The 18,014-nt window shown below is 43.3% G+C and carries 16 protein-coding genes; 9 read left to right on the top strand and 7 right to left on the bottom strand.

The window, feature by feature from the left end; all coding sequences use genetic code 11:
• The first annotated feature begins 161 nt into the window (after positions 1–161).
• The 3 genes from R1T43_RS13545 to R1T43_RS13535 all read left to right on the top strand — a co-directional run bounded on the left by R1T43_RS13545 (position 162) and on the right by R1T43_RS13535 (position 3,390).
• A complete protein-coding gene (locus R1T43_RS13545; RefSeq protein ID WP_317349758.1) occupies positions 162–2,033 on the top strand; it encodes a hypothetical protein in 1,872 nt (623 codons plus the stop codon).
• A gap of 318 nt (positions 2,034–2,351) precedes the next feature.
• Entirely contained in the window at positions 2,352–2,897 is a 546-nt protein-coding gene (locus tag R1T43_RS13540; protein WP_317349755.1) for an NUDIX hydrolase, read from the top strand.
• A gap of 103 nt (positions 2,898–3,000) precedes the next feature.
• Positions 3,001–3,390: a DUF3224 domain-containing protein gene (locus tag R1T43_RS13535; RefSeq protein ID WP_317349753.1), complete on the top strand. Its 390-nt coding sequence runs from the start codon at positions 3,001–3,003 to the stop codon at positions 3,388–3,390.
• A gap of 101 nt (positions 3,391–3,491) precedes the next feature.
• Here the strand turns inward: R1T43_RS13535 and R1T43_RS13530 are convergent, their stop codons facing one another.
• Complete coding sequence (locus R1T43_RS13530; RefSeq protein WP_317349751.1) at positions 3,492–3,935, bottom strand: Hsp20 family protein; 444 nt, start codon at positions 3,933–3,935, stop codon at positions 3,492–3,494.
• Between the two features lie 525 nt (positions 3,936–4,460).
• On the opposite strand from R1T43_RS13530, the gene R1T43_RS13525 reads away from it, so the two are divergent.
• On the top strand, positions 4,461–5,642 hold the full coding sequence (locus R1T43_RS13525; RefSeq protein WP_317349749.1) for an acetate kinase: 1,182 nt from the start codon (positions 4,461–4,463) through the stop codon (positions 5,640–5,642).
• A gap of 64 nt (positions 5,643–5,706) precedes the next feature.
• Entirely contained in the window at positions 5,707–7,842 is a 2,136-nt protein-coding gene (gene pta / locus R1T43_RS13520; RefSeq protein ID WP_317349747.1) for a phosphate acetyltransferase, read from the top strand.
• Between the two features lie 206 nt (positions 7,843–8,048).
• Here pta and lnt read toward each other — a convergent pair whose 3' ends face one another.
• The 5 genes from lnt to miaB form a co-directional block, all read right to left on the bottom strand.
• Positions 8,049–9,554, bottom strand: a complete 1,506-nt coding sequence (gene lnt / locus R1T43_RS13515; RefSeq protein ID WP_317349746.1) for an apolipoprotein N-acyltransferase — start codon at positions 9,552–9,554, stop codon at positions 8,049–8,051.
• Between the two features lie 5 nt (positions 9,555–9,559).
• Positions 9,560–10,417, bottom strand: a complete 858-nt coding sequence (locus R1T43_RS13510) for an HlyC/CorC family transporter (protein ID WP_317349744.1) — start codon at positions 10,415–10,417, stop codon at positions 9,560–9,562.
• Between the two features lie 127 nt (positions 10,418–10,544).
• Positions 10,545–11,012, bottom strand: a complete 468-nt coding sequence (gene ybeY / locus R1T43_RS13505; protein WP_211069442.1) for an rRNA maturation RNase YbeY — start codon at positions 11,010–11,012, stop codon at positions 10,545–10,547.
• Entirely contained in the window at positions 11,009–12,121 is a 1,113-nt protein-coding gene (locus R1T43_RS13500) for a PhoH family protein (RefSeq protein ID WP_317349742.1), read from the bottom strand. Before R1T43_RS13500 ends, ybeY begins: the two co-directional genes overlap by 4 nt.
• Before the next feature lie 26 nt (positions 12,122–12,147).
• On the bottom strand, positions 12,148–13,581 hold the full coding sequence (miaB, locus tag R1T43_RS13495; protein WP_231518729.1) for a tRNA (N6-isopentenyl adenosine(37)-C2)-methylthiotransferase MiaB: 1,434 nt from the start codon (positions 13,579–13,581) through the stop codon (positions 12,148–12,150).
• 352 nt (positions 13,582–13,933) lie between these two features.
• On the opposite strand from miaB, the gene R1T43_RS13490 reads away from it, so the two are divergent.
• On the top strand, positions 13,934–15,178 hold the full coding sequence (locus tag R1T43_RS13490) for an FAD-dependent monooxygenase (RefSeq protein WP_317349739.1): 1,245 nt from the start codon (positions 13,934–13,936) through the stop codon (positions 15,176–15,178).
• Entirely contained in the window at positions 15,166–15,342 is a 177-nt protein-coding gene (locus tag R1T43_RS13485) for a hypothetical protein (protein ID WP_211069439.1), read from the top strand. Before R1T43_RS13490 ends, R1T43_RS13485 begins: the two co-directional genes overlap by 13 nt.
• Before the next feature lie 463 nt (positions 15,343–15,805).
• Here the strand turns inward: R1T43_RS13485 and R1T43_RS13480 are convergent, their stop codons facing one another.
• The gene (locus R1T43_RS13480; protein WP_317349734.1) at positions 15,806–16,387 is read right to left on the bottom strand and encodes a TetR/AcrR family transcriptional regulator; all 582 of its coding nucleotides are present in this window, start codon (positions 16,385–16,387) and stop codon (positions 15,806–15,808) included.
• A 156-nt stretch (positions 16,388–16,543) separates the two neighbouring features.
• On the opposite strand from R1T43_RS13480, the gene R1T43_RS13475 reads away from it, so the two are divergent.
• Both R1T43_RS13475 and R1T43_RS13470 read left to right on the top strand, forming a co-directional pair.
• A complete protein-coding gene (locus tag R1T43_RS13475; protein ID WP_013784727.1) occupies positions 16,544–17,095 on the top strand; it encodes a carboxymuconolactone decarboxylase family protein in 552 nt (183 codons plus the stop codon).
• Between the two features lie 316 nt (positions 17,096–17,411).
• Complete coding sequence (locus R1T43_RS13470; protein WP_167347515.1) at positions 17,412–17,585, top strand: hypothetical protein; 174 nt, start codon at positions 17,412–17,414, stop codon at positions 17,583–17,585.
• Positions 17,586–18,014: the final 429 nt, after the last annotated feature.

The following is an 18,014-nucleotide window of genomic DNA, read 5'->3' as shown; positions in this document are numbered from 1 at the left end:
TTCGCGAAAATGGGACGCACAGTCATTTTGCCTCTCTCTTTCTAACTGTTGGTTTCGTTTCTTAACGGTCAATTCTTTACGATCTTGCTGAGACTTTTCATTGCCTAACCCTTGGGCAAAGTTTATTCTGCATAAGTTTTTATTTAACAGGGATTTTTTCAATGGCCTATGATTTTGGTTCACAGACGTTAGGCATAGCCAACCCTTTCAAAAAAGAAGGTGTATTTCGCGCCGTAGGTGGTGGTTTGGTACTCGCGTTAGCTATTTATGCAGTATCAGGCGTCCCCGATTTGTTTGCCGAGAATAAGGTGCGTGGTTATACCCTTTTAGGCGTCGCTTTTGTACTAATTGTGTCGGGCATTAAACATTGCGCTGTGGGCATTTTGCAGCTCATGCGATTTTTTGTAGGACGAACCGTACCTACCTCTCTTGCGTACAACCACTCGGTGTCCGAACAAGATGCAGCACAAGCAGAACAAAAATCCCTGCTGTATTCGAAAGAAAGCTTACATGCTATGTTGATGGGGCGACGCAATACCACGTTTGAAGAGCCTCGTGGTTGGCTAGCCAGATTAGTGCATAGCATACTGCCGAAACTTACGTTTCTACCTTTCCCTTTACGCCATCTATCTCAAGAAATTATTGCCATGGCGGTAACCTTTCTTGTCGCGATACTTGCTTTCGCTATTGTCTACTTTTTGGTTAGTAATGGGTTGGCTGGAGAAGTCGCAAAAGTATTGGTAATGCCTTTGCTCTCTATTTTGCTTCTTGTGTACCTAATAGCAAATTGGAGCTCTACTGCAAAAGGTATTCACAATGAAGGTAACTCACAACTTGCGAAAGCAAGCAGTTTGTCGCTAGGGGTGATTATTGGTCTAGCGATAGTGGTTCCATTGGGAGCGGGTGTATTTTTAGATGAGCTAGTAGGCCGCGATATCGATAAAGTACAGGCTTGGGCAAATACATTCCCACTATTTAGCGCTTGGGCCAACTTAGCCTTACTGTTGGTGTGCGTCATTGCGGTGATGGCGTTAATTATGCCGCTACTATACAAACGAATGGGGCAGGTTACACCTAAAACGGAAGTTAGTGAATTTCGCGCCAATATGCAGGAGTCGGTTCACCCTAATGAAATTTTTATCAATATTGAAAATATCGTGCTTGCGAATCGTCGATATCGGGAAGTGCCAAATCGTATTTATGCTGATTTCGATCCTAGATTAAAAGAGCAGGCAGAAGGTAAAGGGAGCTTTGAGGGAGAGTTATTAATTGAAACTCAGCCTACATTAACAGACGGTGTGACTTTGCCAGAGAAAAAGAAAATGGCTCTCACTGCTGTAGCGCAAGTCGCCGTGGTTGCTGCCGCAATTTTATTTTATGTGGGTGGGTTGCAGCTCGCTGAAGTTCTCGACTTAGTTATTCGCCAAGGCGTAAATACCGACGCACAAGTCAATACCGCAATTACGATGGGAAACAATCTCATTTGGTTAGTGTTCGCGTGGCTAACGGTACGCGGTGCTGCCAATGTCATGAATAAAGCGTCGCACATGTTTTGGGGGGAAATGACGTTTTCCTCATTGCTGATGTTTATGAAAACGGAAGGTACTTATACAGAGTCTCGCGTATCTACAGGAATGGCCATTCATGACTCTACACGTTCCGAAAACGTTGTGGTGCGAAGCAGCATTACTCCTTGGATCATTACCAGCAGAATTAACACTTCTATTTTTGCCACAAGTGGCATGAACAATTTAGAGTCGCCACGTTTCATCATGGGAATGAATAAGAATGACGCTGAGCTAGGCGAAATTGTCACAGAGATTAAAGCATTCCTGCGCGGGCGTGAAACTATAGCGTCTATTACCAATGAGGCCGATTTAGCCAACGCTGGCACCATTCACCAGGTAAATCAGCAAACTCGGTCTCACAATGAAACCACGCAAAGTAAGATAACATTGGAACAGGATGAAGAAGCCGCCGGTTTCTTGCGTAATAAAACTAATGATGGCACTAACTCTACTGAAAAAGAGTAGACCTTACGTTTGCCCCTTAATGTAGTGTTAGCATTAAAAAAAGTAGGACAGTCACTTAAATCACACAAAGCGATGTGAGTGACTGTCTATTTTCACCTGTACCCACACGTTCTTGTCTCTTTCCTCATTTCTAGAAACCTCATAAATAAAAGCAAATTAATGTGTGTGTCCAATTTTCTCTGTCTACTTTCTCTTCAGTTCTTTTACAAAGTCTTTTTATAAGACTTTTAGCGCATTAGTAAGGCTGATTTGCAGTGGTTGCTCATCGTGGGTAGCACTTGTACACTAACTTTTTCCGGCTTACCAAAAGGCGCTATTATGTCGAATAGGGATATTGAAACGCTTACCTCGAAAGTGGTTTACGAAAATAAGTGGCTGAAAGTACGAGAAGATAGAATTCGACGCGCGAGTGGGAATGAAGGCATTTATGGCGTTGTTGAAAAACCAGATTTTGCGATTATCCTTCCCATCGATGGTGATATTGTTTATTTGGTTGAACAATACCGCTACACAGTAGAGCAGCGACTGCTAGAATTTCCACAAGGTGCTTGGGAAGACAACCCCGATGCCGATCCTAAAGTGTTGGCTGCGGGCGAATTAAAAGAAGAAACGGGGTTTACTGCCGATGAAATGCATTATGTTGGCTTTCAATACCTCGCCTATGGTTTTTGCAATCAGGGCTATCATATATTTGTCGCAAAAGGGCTAACGCAGGGAGAGCAGAAGTTAGATGTTGAGGAAGAAGATTTAAAAATCATACCCGTGCATTTAAAGGAATTAGAATCAATGATTGCTGAAGGTACGATTAAAGATGCATCTACCTGCAATGCGTTTGGACTTGCAAGATTAAAAGGGTTTATTTAGTTAATAATCTGATTATCGGCTGTAACAGTGTGTAACAATTTTATGTTGAACGGCGTCGCACTCACTTGTATTGTGTGACCACACTTTTTCTCTGGAGCAAACAATGAACTGCAATGGGCAATTTTCCATTACGGGGTGGGATGAAAATATACTAAGTGAAAAACGAGAAGGTGTTAAGCAAACCCATGCTAGCATTACCCAAGCTTATGAAGGCAGCATGGCGGGGCAAAGCGACGTTGAATTTCTCATGTCTTATCAAACATCAATGTTGGCGCTATTCGTTGGATTCGAGAGTTTTGTAGGGGTTATAGACGGTCGTCGAGGCACCGTCTCTTTTAAACACGATGGAAAATTTGAAAATGGCATTGCCAGCAGCAACTTTTCCTCTATTGAAGGAAGTGCAACAGGCGAACTCTCTCATTGTAATATTTCGGGAACGTTCGAGTCTGCCGAAGGCGGTAAAGCTAACTACACAATAAATTTTACCGAATAAATCTTACCGATAACCTTGTTTCTCATATGTTAGGTGTAAACGAAAAAACGGCGCTTCTCAGCGCCGTCCAAAACCAGGGAAATGATTTTTAAAAGCTTTGTTTAACTCTCTATTAATCGAGAACCAATCTCAATTTGACGAGGTTTTTTAGCTTCGGGTATGACACGCTCCATATCGATGTGCAATAACCCATTTTCCATATCAGCAGCTAACACCTTCACATGGTCGCCCAGTTGGAATTTCCTTTCGAAATTACGCTCGGATATTCCTTTATGAAGAAACTTACGTTCGGCGGATTCTTTTTCTTCCGTCTTACGTGTACCTGTTATCACTAGGGTGTTTTCTTGAACTTCAATGGATACGTCATCTTTACTGAAACCCGCTATCGCCATTGTGACGCGATATTTATCATCGCCAAGCAATTCAATGTTGTAAGGGGGGTAAGTACTTTGTTTTTCAGCACGAGAAGCGGCATCAACCAATGAAGCTAAGTGGTCAGAACCAATAAATGAACGGTAAAGTGGAGATAGATCGATAGTACGCATAGTCATATCCTATTAATTTAGCAATATGTTAAAAATAATTCGCCCCGACTATTCGGCGGCGGTGTTGTCAACCTGAGCTTTCAGCGTCGACATAATAGATATAGGGTGGCTCAAATTCTTTTCAAGGTTTTTCTTAAAAAAAATTTAAATTTATATTTTAAAGCGTGAGAGCTATTTAGTTTTCCCCGCGACGAACGCTAATTTGCCTTGGTCACCATGCGTTATAAAGTGCGACCGAAGCGCTATTAATCAAGCTTATCTATGAAGGTTTTTGCGCTTTGCTTTTTCCTTACTTTTTTGAAAATAGATAACCATCAAATAAATAAAAAATATGTGAAAAATAATCTAGGGTGACGTCTAAGCAGTACATACAACAACCACTCAACTAAATGATAATTAATTGCATCTGCGCTATGTGGGATAGTATTATTAGAATTTACTTTAAAGAGTATTAAGTAAGCATTTATGTACATAAATGCTACACTTAGCGTTCTTTTTGTTACTTAATCAAACTCAAGAAATCTAATGAAAAAAGAAGTTATTGTATTAAATTGCGGCAGTTCGTCAGTAAAATTCGCTATTATAGATGCCGATACAGGTGAAGCTGGTCTAAGTGGTATTGCAGAAAGCTTAGGAAATGATGATGCAAGTATATCGTTTAAATTAAACGGACAAAAAGAGCAGCAAACCCTACCTGCCAATGCCACTCATGCAGAAGCATTAGCAGCAATTCAAAACATAATTGCTAGTACAGGTGTTAATCCAATTGCTTTGGGCCATCGAGTCGTTCACGGTGGTGAACGCTTTAAAGAAGCAGCGTTAGTCGACGATAGCGTATTAGCCTCGGTAGAAGAATATGCGAGCATGGCGCCGCTGCACAACTTAGCTAACCTGAAAGGCATCACCACTGCCCAAGCTGCGTACCCAGATTTACCTCATATCGTGGTATTCGATACTTCTTTTTTCCAGCAAATGCCAAAGCGTGCTTATATGTATGCGCTACCCAAAGCCTTGTACGAGCAGCATGGTGTGCGTAAATATGGGTTTCATGGAACTAGCCACAAATTTATTTTAGGCAGTACTGCACAGTTGCTAAATAAACCTGTTGAAGAAACTAGCATTATTAGTGCTCATTTAGGGAATGGCTGTAGCGTTACGGCTATTCAAAAAGGTGTTGCCGTAGATACCAGTATGGGGTTTACGCCGCTTGAAGGTTTGATGATGGGAACGCGCTGCGGCGATATTGATCCCAGCCTGCCGGGTACGTTACAGGAAAAGTTAGGAAAGACTGCCGCTGAAATTAATTCACTGATTAATAAAGAATCTGGCCTAGCAGGTATTTCGGAACTAAGTAACGATTGCCGTACCTTAGAAGAAGCGGCAGAAGCGGGGCATGAAGGCGCGCTATTAGCTCTTGAAATGTTCTGCTATCGCTTAGCCAAGTATATATCTAGTTACATGATAGCGGTGCCGTCCTTAGATGCTGTAGTGTTTACCGGTGGTATTGGTGAAAATTCATCGTACATTCGCGCCACTACCATGGGTTATTTTTCTCACCTTGGTTTTACGCTAGATGAGCAAAGTAACCAAGCTATGCGTTTTGGTGCAAAAGGAAATATAGCGTCTTCTTCATCCACCAAACCTATTTTAATCGTACCCACTAATGAAGAGTGGGTTATCGCCGCCGAAGCTGCGAAATTTGCCTAGCTTTTTTGGATAAACTTTTGCGTAAATTGTTTTCGCGTAAATTGTCTTTGCTTTAGGAGCAACTATGTCACGCCGTATTATGCTGATCCCCGTTGGCACTAGCGTAGGGTTAACTACTGTCAGCATTGGGCTAGTTCGTGCATTAGAAGAACAAGCCATTAAACTGAATTTTTTTAAACCTGTAGCACAGCCTCGCCGAGGCGATACTGGTGAAGAACGCTCAACAGCGATTATTAGTCACCATTGTAGCGTTAAGCCTATTGCGCCGTTTGATTTGAACGTAGTAGAGAGAATGATCAGTAGCGACAATACTGATGAATTACTTGAAGAGATTATAGAGCGCTTTGAGGCGCATCAAGAACCCGATGCCGTAGCCGTTATCGAAGGCTTGGTAACAACTCGCCATCACCCCTACGCAGAGCGATTGAACCTTGAAATTAGTCGCGCTTTAGATGCCGATATTGTGTTTGTTTGCGTGCCAGGAAACGATGATCCTGTTGATATTAACCATCGCCTTGAAATTGTGGTAGACGCTTACGGCGGCCATAAAAGTAAAAAGGTAGTAGGTTGCATATTTAACAAAGTGAACGCGCCTTACGACGAACATGGTCAGCTTCGTACCGATTTGAGTGTGCTAGAAGCACCAGAGCATGATGAAACGCGCAGTAAAGCGTTGCGCGAGTTACCTATTTTTGCCAAAGGCTTAAACCTGCTGGGAAATATTGATTGGAACGCCGAGCTCATGTCGCCTCGTGCTATCGATATTGCAAAGCACTTGAACGCCACATTAATTAGCGAAGGCAATATTGCTTCACGTCGATTAAGCAGCGTTACGTTTGCTGCCCGTGAAATTCATAATATGACACACACCCTAAAGCCAGGTGCACTGCAAGTGATGTCTGGTGATAGAGGTGATGTATTTGTTTCATGCTGCTTAGCGGCGTTAAATGGCACCAAGTTAGGCGCGCTGTTACTAACTGGTGGTTATCAACCAGATGAAAATATAAAGCAGTTATGTAGCCAAGCACTGGAAACAGGTTTGCCTGTCATGTTAGTCAATACTAATACGTGGCAAACCGCACAAAATCTTCATGCCTTCAATCAAGAAGTGCCGGTAGATGATAGCCAGCGTATCGAAAAAGTGATGGTACATGCAGCAGAAAGTTTAGATGCCAAATGGGTATCTTCGCTTACCGAAAAAGTATCACGTCAAAAGAAACTTTCTCCCTCCGCATTTCGCTATTACCTTACCAATCGTGCCCGCCAAGTTAATAAACGCGTGGTACTGCCTGAAGGTAATGAACCCCGTACCGTGGCTGCCGCCGCTATATGTGCCAAACGGGGGCTAGCGCGCCCCGTGCTTATTGGTGATGAAAGCGAAATACAACGCGTAGCACAGCAGCAAGGCGTGGTGTTAGGCGATGGGGTTGAAATTGTTTCACCTGCGGCCATTCAAGAAGATTATGTGGCTGGGTTAGTGAAGCTTCGAGGGCATAAAGGGGTTACCGATGTAGTCGCTCGTGAGCTGCTACAAGACAACGTGACCTTAGGTACAATGATGTTACAGCAAGGTGATGTTGATGGCTTAGTGTCTGGCGCTGTTCACACTACCGCGAATACTATTCGTCCGGCACTGCAGTTAATAAAAACAGCAGAAAATGCGTCGTTAGTATCATCGGTATTTTTCATGTTGCTGCCAGACCAAGTCTTGGTTTATGGCGATTGCGCGATAAATCCAGATCCTAACGCCCAGCAGCTGGCGGATATTGCTATTCAGTCTGCTACGTCGGCGCAGATGTTTGGTATTGAACCAAGAGTGGCCATGATCAGTTATTCTACCGGTACATCAGGTGCAGGCAGTGATGTTGAAAAAGTACGTGAAGCAACGGAAATAGCGCAAAAACTTCGCCCAGATTTACTGATTGATGGGCCGCTTCAATATGATGCAGCAGCCATTGAAAGTGTAGGGCGCAGTAAGGCACCAAATAGCCCAGTTGCGGGCAAAGCGAACGTATTTGTATTCCCGGATTTGAATACGGGGAACACCACTTACAAAGCGGTACAACGTAGTTTTGATTTGGTGTGTATTGGGCCAATGCTGCAAGGCATGCGCAAGCCAGTCAACGACTTAAGCCGTGGGGCATTAGTAGATGATATTGTGTTTACTATTGCGTTAACTGCTATTCAGGCCGCGAATTAGTTCGGGGCTGTACATTCAGTTCACGACCTTATAGCAGTTCAAGGCTGTATTTTTGGATTAAGGCTGTATCGATTAGTTTATGACTATGAAAACTAGTTAGTTACACGTACAAAAACGGCGCATGAAGCGCCGTTTTTTTATGCTTGAATTTTAGTTCGTCCATTCAACTTGCCGAATCAATTAAAACTAGGCGATTGGCTTCGCTACTAAGCCTTCGAACGTTTTCTTAACCACAGCGCAATAAAGAAAAATACCAAAACAAGCACCCATACGCCTATGTCCTGAATCAGGTAATAGGGCGTAAAACCAGAGGTTGCCAACACTGGGGCAGTTAAACTGGCCGCTTCAAATTGAGGTAACCGTGCAGTTATATTGCCTTTGTGGTCAATAAAAGCGGTGATGCCATTATTGGTAGCACGCACCACAGGGCGTCCAAACTCGGCGGCGCGCATACGGGCAATGTCTAAATGCTGAGCTGGGCCATGAGAATGGCCAAACCACGCATCGTTACTTACCGTAATTATCATGTCGGTGGTGTTGTAAATATTCGCAGCTACCTGCCTTGGGAAGGCAATCTCAAAACAAATTGCTGGCGCCAAATGGATACCATTAGCAACGAGATTAGCTTGCTGAAAATCACCTCTTGCAAAGGAAGACATGGGCAAATCGAATAAAGGCGCTAAGGGGCGTAACCAATCTTCAAAAGGCACAAATTCACCAATGGGTAATAAATGGTGTTTAGCAAACCGGTTGTTGTGGAAGTACTGATAGTCTGGTGTTGTGGAATCTGGGGTTCTTTTACCCAGTACAATCAAATTGTTCCACGCCTCATCGGTTTCCCAATTAAAATTAACAATGCCTGTGATAAGCGCTGTGTTCTCGGCAAAGGCGCGAGCATTAACTTGTGTTAAGTAATCTAACGCGAGGGGCTCTAATTTTGGTACCGCTGCTTCAGGCCATATAATCAGGTCGTTATTCCACAGCGGTTCCGTAAGATTTAAATAACGGTCCATTGTAGGGCGGTCTTGTTCAGGTACCCATCGCAAAGACTGTGCAATATTACCCTGCGCCATTGCAACATTATACTGCTGCTTAGGCGCAACCCATGTATGCTGATTGGCAATAAACCCGCTAATATATAAAGCTAAGCTAACCACAACCGCGCCGGTAAAATGACCTTTAGTACGCGCCACGGCAAACAAGCTTGCTCCGATTACCAGCAAGGCCGTCATGCCGGTTTCACCAATAATGGGTGCCCAACCCACTAGAGCACTATCGATTTGGCTATAGCCTAAAGAAAGCCACGGAAAACCGCTTAATAACCAACTGCGTAACCATTCTGCGAATACCCAGAAAAAAGGTAAAGCCAATGGCCAAAGACGATGAGGGAAATAGCGAGCAGTAAGCTTAAACGCAAGCGCCGGAAACAACGCAAGGTAGCTACATAATAAAACCATGAGGCCTATGGATGCAATTAGCGGTAAGCCACCAAAATCGGCAATGCTTACATGTACCCAACTAATACCTGCTCCAAACCAGCCTAGTCCGAACAACCAGCCCGCTAAAAAAGGGCGATGCGTAAGTTTCATCACTTGCCGGATACCCAATGCAAACGCGGGGATAACAAGTGGCCAGATACCAAAGGGGGCAAACGCCAGCGTTAAGCTAGCGCCGCTTAGTAAAAGCAGTAAATAAGGAATGAACCGTTTCAACGGAGTTACTCCAGAGAGGCCACCGATACTTTAAGGTGTATAAGACGGCGTTTATCAGAGTTGGTTACCTTAAAGTGAACATCACCAATGGTAACTTCATCGTTCGTTTCAGGCATGTGCCCGAACGCTTTAAGCACAATACCGCCAATGGTATCGGCTTCTTCTTCGCTGAATTTGGTTTCAAAGAAGGCGTTAAATTCGTCAACAGGCGTTAACGCTTTAACTGAATAGGTCGATTTGTTCAGTGGGCGAATATCATCGGTACCGTCTTCTTCGGTATCGTATTCGTCTTCAATTTCACCAACAATAATCTCTAGTATATCTTCGATGGTAACAAGCCCAGACACACCGCCGTATTCATCCACAACAATAGCCATGTGATAGCGTTGTTGGCGAAATTCTTTTAGCAGTACATCTACACGCTTACTTTCCGGCACAATCACGGCAGGGCGTAAGATATCGCGTAAATTAAGACTTTTTTCTGGGTTAAACGCATAGCTCAGTAAGTCTTTAGCAAGCAATATGCCTTCAATATGATCTTTATCTTCACTAATAACGGGGAAGCGGGAGTGGGCTGATTCCAACACAACAGGTAGGAATTCATCAACGTTTTTTTCAACGTCTATGGTCGTCATTTGCGCGCGTGGGATCATAATATCCCTAACTCGCATTTCGTTGACACCTATTACACCTTCAATCATCTCCCGGGTTTGGGGATCGATGATTTCGTTCTGCTCGGCTTCAGTAATAACTTCAACCAGTTCTTGTTTGCTTCTCGGCTCGCCAGAGATAGAAAGTTTAAGTTTGTCTAACCAACTTTTTCCTTGGGAGCCGTTGGTAGAGTGAGGATTATCGTCGCTCATAATGTCCGCTAATTTATTGATACAACGTCAACGTTAAATGTCTTGGGGAGGGGCGTCAATCCTTTATTGTTTATTTGCACGTAAATTACGCAACTACCCAAGTGTAACTTGTTGGCGCTATTGGGTTTTATTGATAAGGATTACCAATATTTAAAGATGCCAATATACGAATTTCTTTTGCTTCCATAATGTCAGCATCTGCATCGTCTATGTGATCGTATCCCAGAAGATGTAATATTCCGTGAATGACCATATGGGCAAAGTGGTTGGTGGGTGTTTTGTCTTGCTCTTCTGCTTCACGCATGATCACAGGCACACAAATAACCAAATCGCCAAGCAAGTTCATTTCAATGCCGGGTGGAACTTCAAAAGGAAAAGACAGCACATTGGTCGGCTTATCTTTACCTCTGTATTCATGGTTTAGTGTTTGTGACTCTTCATCATCGGTGAAACGTACGGTAACTTCTTGCTCGCCCGTGTTTTCGGCCACAAGTACCGCATTAGCCCAGGTTTCAATTTGCTCAACAGAGGGAATGGCCTTAGCCATTTCCTCATCAGCTTCATAGGCTTGCTGGTAATCTACAATGGCTATCACTGGCTATCGCTATTCTGTTGTACAGATGTACTATTAGATGAACTACCAGATAAGGCATTAGCATCAGCTTGTTCACGTTGAAGACGAAGGGCTTCCTCTTTCTTCTCTTTGCGAACACGCTCTTGCTCGGCGTCATAATGCTCATAAGCACGCACGATTCGAGCAACTACAGGGTGTCTTACCACATCTTCAGCGTTGAAGAAGTTAAACGAAATATCGTCAACATTATCCAATACTTCGATAGCGTGGCGTAAACCAGAACGGGCACCACGAGGTAAATCTACCTGGGTAATATCTCCGGTAATAACCGCTTTTGAATTAAAGCCAATACGGGTTAAGAACATTTTCATTTGTTCAACCGTGGTATTTTGACTTTCATCCAAAATAATAAAGGCATCGTTTAACGTACGGCCACGCATGTAGGCTAATGGCGCCACTTCTATGACGTTACGTTCCATTAGCTTTTCAACTTTTTCGAAACCCAACATTTCAAACAAGGCATCGTAAAGCGGGCGTAAGTAAGGGTCTACTTTCTGTGAAAGGTCGCCTGGCAAAAAGCCTAACTTCTCACCCGCTTCTACCGCAGGGCGAGTAAGTAGTATTCTACGTATTTCTTGGCGTTCTAACGCATCAACGGCTGCAGCAACGGCTAAATACGTTTTACCAGTACCAGCAGGGCCTACACCAAAGGTGATGTCGTAGTTTAAAACATTCGCCACATACTGAGCTTGATTCGGATTACGAGGCTTAATAACGCCGCGTTTTGTGCGAATGTGTACTTCTTTACCGAAATCGCCAGCGCCTGACCCTGTATCTTGCTCTAAAGCCGCGGCCTGTTGAATAGCCAAGTGCACTTGCTCAGGTTCAAGTTCAGGCAAGCGGCCTTTTACTGGCTGAGTTTCTACATACAGCTGTTTAAGTAATTCAGTGGCGCTCTGAATTTGACGTGGCTCACCTAACACCTTGAACGCATTATTTCGGTAAGTAATTTCTACTCCCAACCTGCGCTCTATTTGCTTAATGTTGTCGTTAAACGGCCCACATAAGTTAGACAAACGTTTTGTGTCTGCCGGTTCCAAATCAAATTCATTACTTACCAATGTACTCAAACTACTGTATTCCTCACTTTTACTATTTATGCTGGGTTGAATTGACCTACGCCTATTGCGTCAGGCAAATCAGCCTCGTGCTTAGCCATAATAGATTGGGGCGAAACGGCAACACGCAAGCCCATTTCATCTTCACGGCGAATAACGTCGCCACGTAATGAATTAGAAAATACGTCTGTCACTTTCACGTCTACGAATTCACCAATCATATCCGGCGTACCTTCGAAGTTTACGACGCGGTTATTTTCAGTACGGCCAGAAAGCTCCATAGGATTTTTCTTTGACGGGCCTTCAACTAAAATACGCTGCTCGGTATCTACCATGTTACGGGCAATGCGCAACGCTTGTTGGTTTATACGCTGCTGCAATAAATATAAGCGCTGTTTCTTCGCATCTTCCGTTACATCATCTACCGCATCTGCTGCAGGAGTCCCTGGGCGAGCACTGTAAATGAAACTAAAGCTTAGGTCGTAATCGATGGCCTGAATAAGGTCCATTGTGGCTTCAAAGTCAGCATCGGTTTCACCTGGGAAACCAATAATGAAATCGCTCGACATACTAATGTTAGGGCGAACTTTACGAAGCTTACGAATTTTAGACTTATACTCAATGGCCGTGTGACCACGCTTCATTAAGTTAAGAATACGATCTGAACCACTTTGTACAGGCAAGTGAAGGTGATCAACAAGCTCAGGGATAGTGGCGTACACGTCAATAATATCATCGGTAAATTCAACCGGATGCGACGTGGTATAACGAATTCTGTCGATACCGTCGATAGCTGCAACAAGTTCCAATAACTCGGCAAAACGACATACGGTGCCATCGTGGTTTTCACCGCGAAACGCGTTTACGTTTTGGCCTAACAAGTTAACTTCACGTACACCTTGACCGGCAAGCTGGGCAATTTCTAGTAGTACGTCATCTACCGGACGGCTTACTTCTTCACCACGGGTATAGGGTACTACACAGAATGTGCAGTACTTAGAACAGCCTTCCATAATAGAAACAAACGCCGTTGGGCCTTCAGCACGAGGCTCAGGTAAACGGTCGAATTTTTCAATTTCAGGGAAGCTCACGTCGATAACCGACTTTTCGCCGCCTTTAAGTTGGTTAATCATTTCGGGCAAACGGTGCAATGTTTGCGGGCCGAAAACTAAATCAACATAAGGGGCACGCTGGCGAATAACGCTACCTTCTTGAGAAGCTACGCATCCGCCCACGCCAATAATAAGCTCGGGTTTATCTTGCTTAAGGTTCTTCCAACGACCAAGCTGGTGGAACACTTTTTCCTGCGCCTTCTCACGAATAGAGCAAGTGTTAAGCAAGATAACATCGGCTTCTTCCGCAGTTTCTGCTGCAGAATAGCCATGAGTAGAGTCGAGTAAGTCTGCCATTTTCTCCGAGTCATACTCGTTCATTTGGCAGCCCCAGGTTTTGATATACAGCTTTTTAGTCATAACAACTAGTCGATAACCTGATAGAGTTCCCGTAAGCAATTGACTGGCGGTTGAAAATGCCACACGCTAACTAGGTTAGGTGTAATTTCTGGCAAAGCCTGCCACTGCAGTTTTGGGAAGATGTTCAAAATAGCCGCGTATTTTACCTGTTATAACGTCGAATGCCCAGTGTATTCACCCACATTCGCCGGAATTTAATGCACTGCCATCTTGCAAGGGCGGTGTGGCGGATATAAAGCATGAAGCAGAAGATACTAGTAAAATGAAAAGGCGAACGGATTTGGGCTCACATTCGTATTATTCATTAGTGTAAAGCGAGTAAGCTAGTGGGTCAGCAAAAGAGATTTAAAGTATGTATGATTTTTGTATAAATGGTGGTGGCATGGTGGGGGCTGCGCTTGCATTAGGTTTAGCGAAGCAGCAATACCGCGTCGCTATAATTGAACCTCACTTGCCCAAAGGCTTCGACGAAACCAGTAAGCCAGACTTGAGAGTCTCAGCCATTAGTGATGCGTCTGTCTCCTTACTAACTTCGTTAGGCGCGTGGGAATATATTCAAGCAATGCGCGTTAAACCCTATACCGGCTTGAGTGTCTGGGACGACCCCGCCCATCGAACCGACTTTACCGCGCAAAGTATCGATGTGCCCCAGTTAGGTTTTTTTGTTGAAAACCGATTATTGCAATTAGGGTGTCATCAAGCGCTAAAGGCGTTTGATAACGTTACCTGGTTTACTGGCTGTAAAGTTACCAATATCAAGCTTTGCAATAGCTCGGTTAGTGACTCGGTTAATAGCTCGGTTGATTCTGATGCTTCAAGAAACCTTGCCGCCACTCTTAGTCTTGATAACGGCGAAACTATTCACGCCAAGTGGTTAATAGGTGCCGATGGTGCGGCTTCGCAAGTTAGACAGGTTGCGAATATTGGCGTATCTGGTTGGCAATATAGTCAACAAGCCATGGGCATTACCATCGAAATGACAAATCCGGTAGATGCCATTACATGGCAAGAATTTACACCTGATGGCCCTAAAGCTTTTTTGCCAATGTTCGACAATTACGCCTCGTTAGTTTGGTACGACTCACCCGATGAACTAAAACGGTTATCAACGCTAAATGACGCACAATTAAAGCAAGCCATTGTAGATGCATTTCCTAGTGAGCTTTTAAAAAACGGTAACGACTTCACGGTAATAGACAAAGCCACATTCCCGTTAACCCGAGCGCATGCTAGCCGTTACGTTATCGACGGCGTTATTTTGGTGGGCGATGCGGCGCATACCATCAATCCATTAGCGGGGCAGGGCGTTAATTTAGGGTTTAGAGATGTTGAAACCTTATTGACGGTGACTGCCGAAGGTATCGATTTAACGTCGCTAGAGTTTAAAAAGCGTTTAATAACAAACTACGAAAAACCGCGCCAGCGTGATAACGGGTTAATGATGTCTGCTATGGATGGTTTCTATGGCTTGTTTAGTAACGATATTGGCCCCATTAAATGGTTAAGAAACCAATTACTTTCTGTAGCTCAGCAGTTTGAGCCAGCCAAACGGGAAGTACTTAAATATGCGATAGGGATGCGAGAATGGAAGTTTTAATAATACTTGCCGTACTGTTCGGCGCACTTTTTATAGTGATACCGCTTATCGAGCGCTCTAAAATGCGCATTAGTGACGAAGACACCGCCAAATGGGCGAAGTGGATTTGGCCGCTAATGGGCATATTACTGGTAGCACAACTTCTTCGCATGATGTTTAGTTAGTCTTTACGTGGCCCTTGTGAGAGCTTGCATTAGAAACGCGCGGTAAACCCATCCATGGGCGCTCTGCCACAGCATCCATGCTGTGGAAGGTTTCTAATGCAAGCTCTCACAATGCCCCAAATATACCGAGCGAATAGCTAACATTCAGAAGTACGTAGTAAGCCCACCCAAAAGTACTCTGCTTTAGCATCCGTGCTAAGGAAGATTTCTAATGCAAGCTCTCTCAATTCCCCAGATACACCGAGCTAAAAACTAACATTCAGAGACGAGCGCAAACCCATCCATGGGTGCTCTGCCACAGCATCTATGCTGTGGAAGGTTTCTAATGCAAGCTCTCACAATGCCCCAGATATACCGAGCGAATAGCTAACATTCAGAGACGAGCGCAAACCCACCCATGGGCGCTCTGCAACATCATTCACGCAGTGTAAAATTTCTAATGCAAGCTTACCTTCTGCATCAATTACTCAGGCCAAGATGTTTTAAGGTCGATGAGTACTTTATCAATCATAGATTCAATGGCGAGATTGTCACTTTGCATTAAGGCAAAAGTGCGAAGCCCTACAAATTGGTTTTGTAACCAATCCGCGGCTTTATCAACGGGTGTACTTGAAGGTAGAGAATTAGTTTGAACGGCCTTTTCTACAATCGATTTGAAGCAAGCTTTTAAGGTACTCATACCCTCCAGCACAGACTGTTTTCCGTTTTCACCCAACATCTCTAATTCGGTAATAGACTTAATCAATAAGCATTGGCGTTGAAAGCGCATTTCTTCAGGGTTAATAAGCTCGCTAACAAAAAAAGCACGCAAGGCATCAAGAGGAGTATCAGCATTAATAACCGTGCTGAGTTTCTGCTGAGTATTGGCTACATACTTTTCCACTACCAGTTGGAACAAACCTTCTTTACTTTTAAAGCGCGCATAAATGCTACCCGGTCGCATATCTAAGGCTTGTTGAATATCGCGCATACCAGCAGCCTGAAAGCCTTTTTGCCAAAAAAGCGTGGTGGCCTTCTCAATCACTTCAGACTCTACATATTTCATTCTGGTATACCTTATATTCGAATGTTTTGAACACTTGTTCAATTATGACTTGAACAAGTGTTCAAGTAAACCTATATTGTATTACATCAAAACGTAATCAGTATTTATTATCAATTTTAGTTACTGGTTTTCAGTTCACATCAATAGGAGAGTGACATGAGCGATTTTACATTACACACAGCAGATAGCGCACCAGAAGCAGCTAAACCACTTCTTGAGAACTCTCAAAAAGCTTTCGGTATGATACCTAACTTGCATGCAGTAATGGCGGAAGCGCCAACGTTGCTTGAAGGTTATCAAGTACTTCACGGTTTGGCACAAGATACGTCATTCAATGCAGAAGAGCTTACTGTAGTATGGCAAGCGGTTAACGTAGAGCATGCGTGTCATTACTGCGTACCAGCGCATACCGGTATTGCTAAAAGCATGAAAGTAAGTGATGAGCTAATTGAAGAGTTACGTAATGACGAAACTCTTTCTGATGCCAAGCTAAACACATTGAAAGATACCGTACTAGCAGTAACGCGTGGTCGCGGTCATATCGATGATGCACAGCTTAAAGCGTTTTACGATGCGGGTTATGCACACAAGCAACTATTAGAAATCATTCTAATTTTGGCGCAAAAAGTGATGAGTAACTACACAAACCACCTAGCTGAAACCCCTGTAGACGATGCATTTAAATCATTTGCTTGGGAACCTAAATAAGGTAGAGAGAAGATTGAGAAAAGGTAGAGAGAACTAACTTTCTACCAGTAATAAAATCGCGATGGTTTTACGCAAGTTCATATAGAACATACGCATACAAGAAACGGCCTTTGTTTATCATAGGCCGTTTTTTTACGTCTAGTTTTCTCGTATTTTGCTATATCAGTTAAACAAGAGTGTCATACAACAGTAATAAATATTGAAAATGTATATACAAATGCTATATGCTGTATAGCCATAAATCGCATGAACTGGTATCTTCTGGCATTTACGGGCTGGCATTTTAGACTAGTGCTGTTCTTGATGAGGACTTACGTTGGATAAGAAAAAGAATAAAAAAAAGAATAGTCAGCTGATTATTCGCATTAACGATCAGGAGCGTGCCGACTTTATTCATCTCTGTGAAGAGCTTGATACCACAGCGGCAAGAGAGATCAGGCGGTTTATTAAAGAATTCACTGAAGCGCAAAAAGCCAAGTCTTCGGATTAGTAGTTTGCGAAACGAATAATGCACTTGCTTTTAAAGCAGTGATTACTTCGAGTGAGCGTATATTGCCTAGCATTCCTCACTCAATAACCAATAGCAATAAAAGGATATTTCCAATGGCTAAAGCTAAGAAAGTTAAACAAGAAATCAAACTAACTAAAGCTAAAATTTCTAAGCAAGAAGGTAAGCTTAAAAAGCTTAAGAAAGAACTTAAAAAAGCGAAGAAAAAATAGTTCGCTGCATTAATTCATAAGAATACAAAACGGCGTATAAGCATGGCTTAACGTCGTTTTTTGTATGTGATTGTTTAATGGTTTAGTCCTTTGGCGATTCATCTGAATGAGAAACCAACACGTAATACATCGTAATTATAAAGTCACCATACCTGCCAAGTTATGTAAATTAGTTATCCATAAACTTATAAGCTGCCAA

It is taken from the genome of Alteromonas sp. CI.11.F.A3 (assembly GCF_032925565.1).
In the GTDB taxonomy this organism is placed as follows: domain Bacteria; phylum Pseudomonadota; class Gammaproteobacteria; order Enterobacterales; family Alteromonadaceae; genus Alteromonas.
This window is presented reverse-complemented; position numbering and strand designations above follow the sequence as displayed.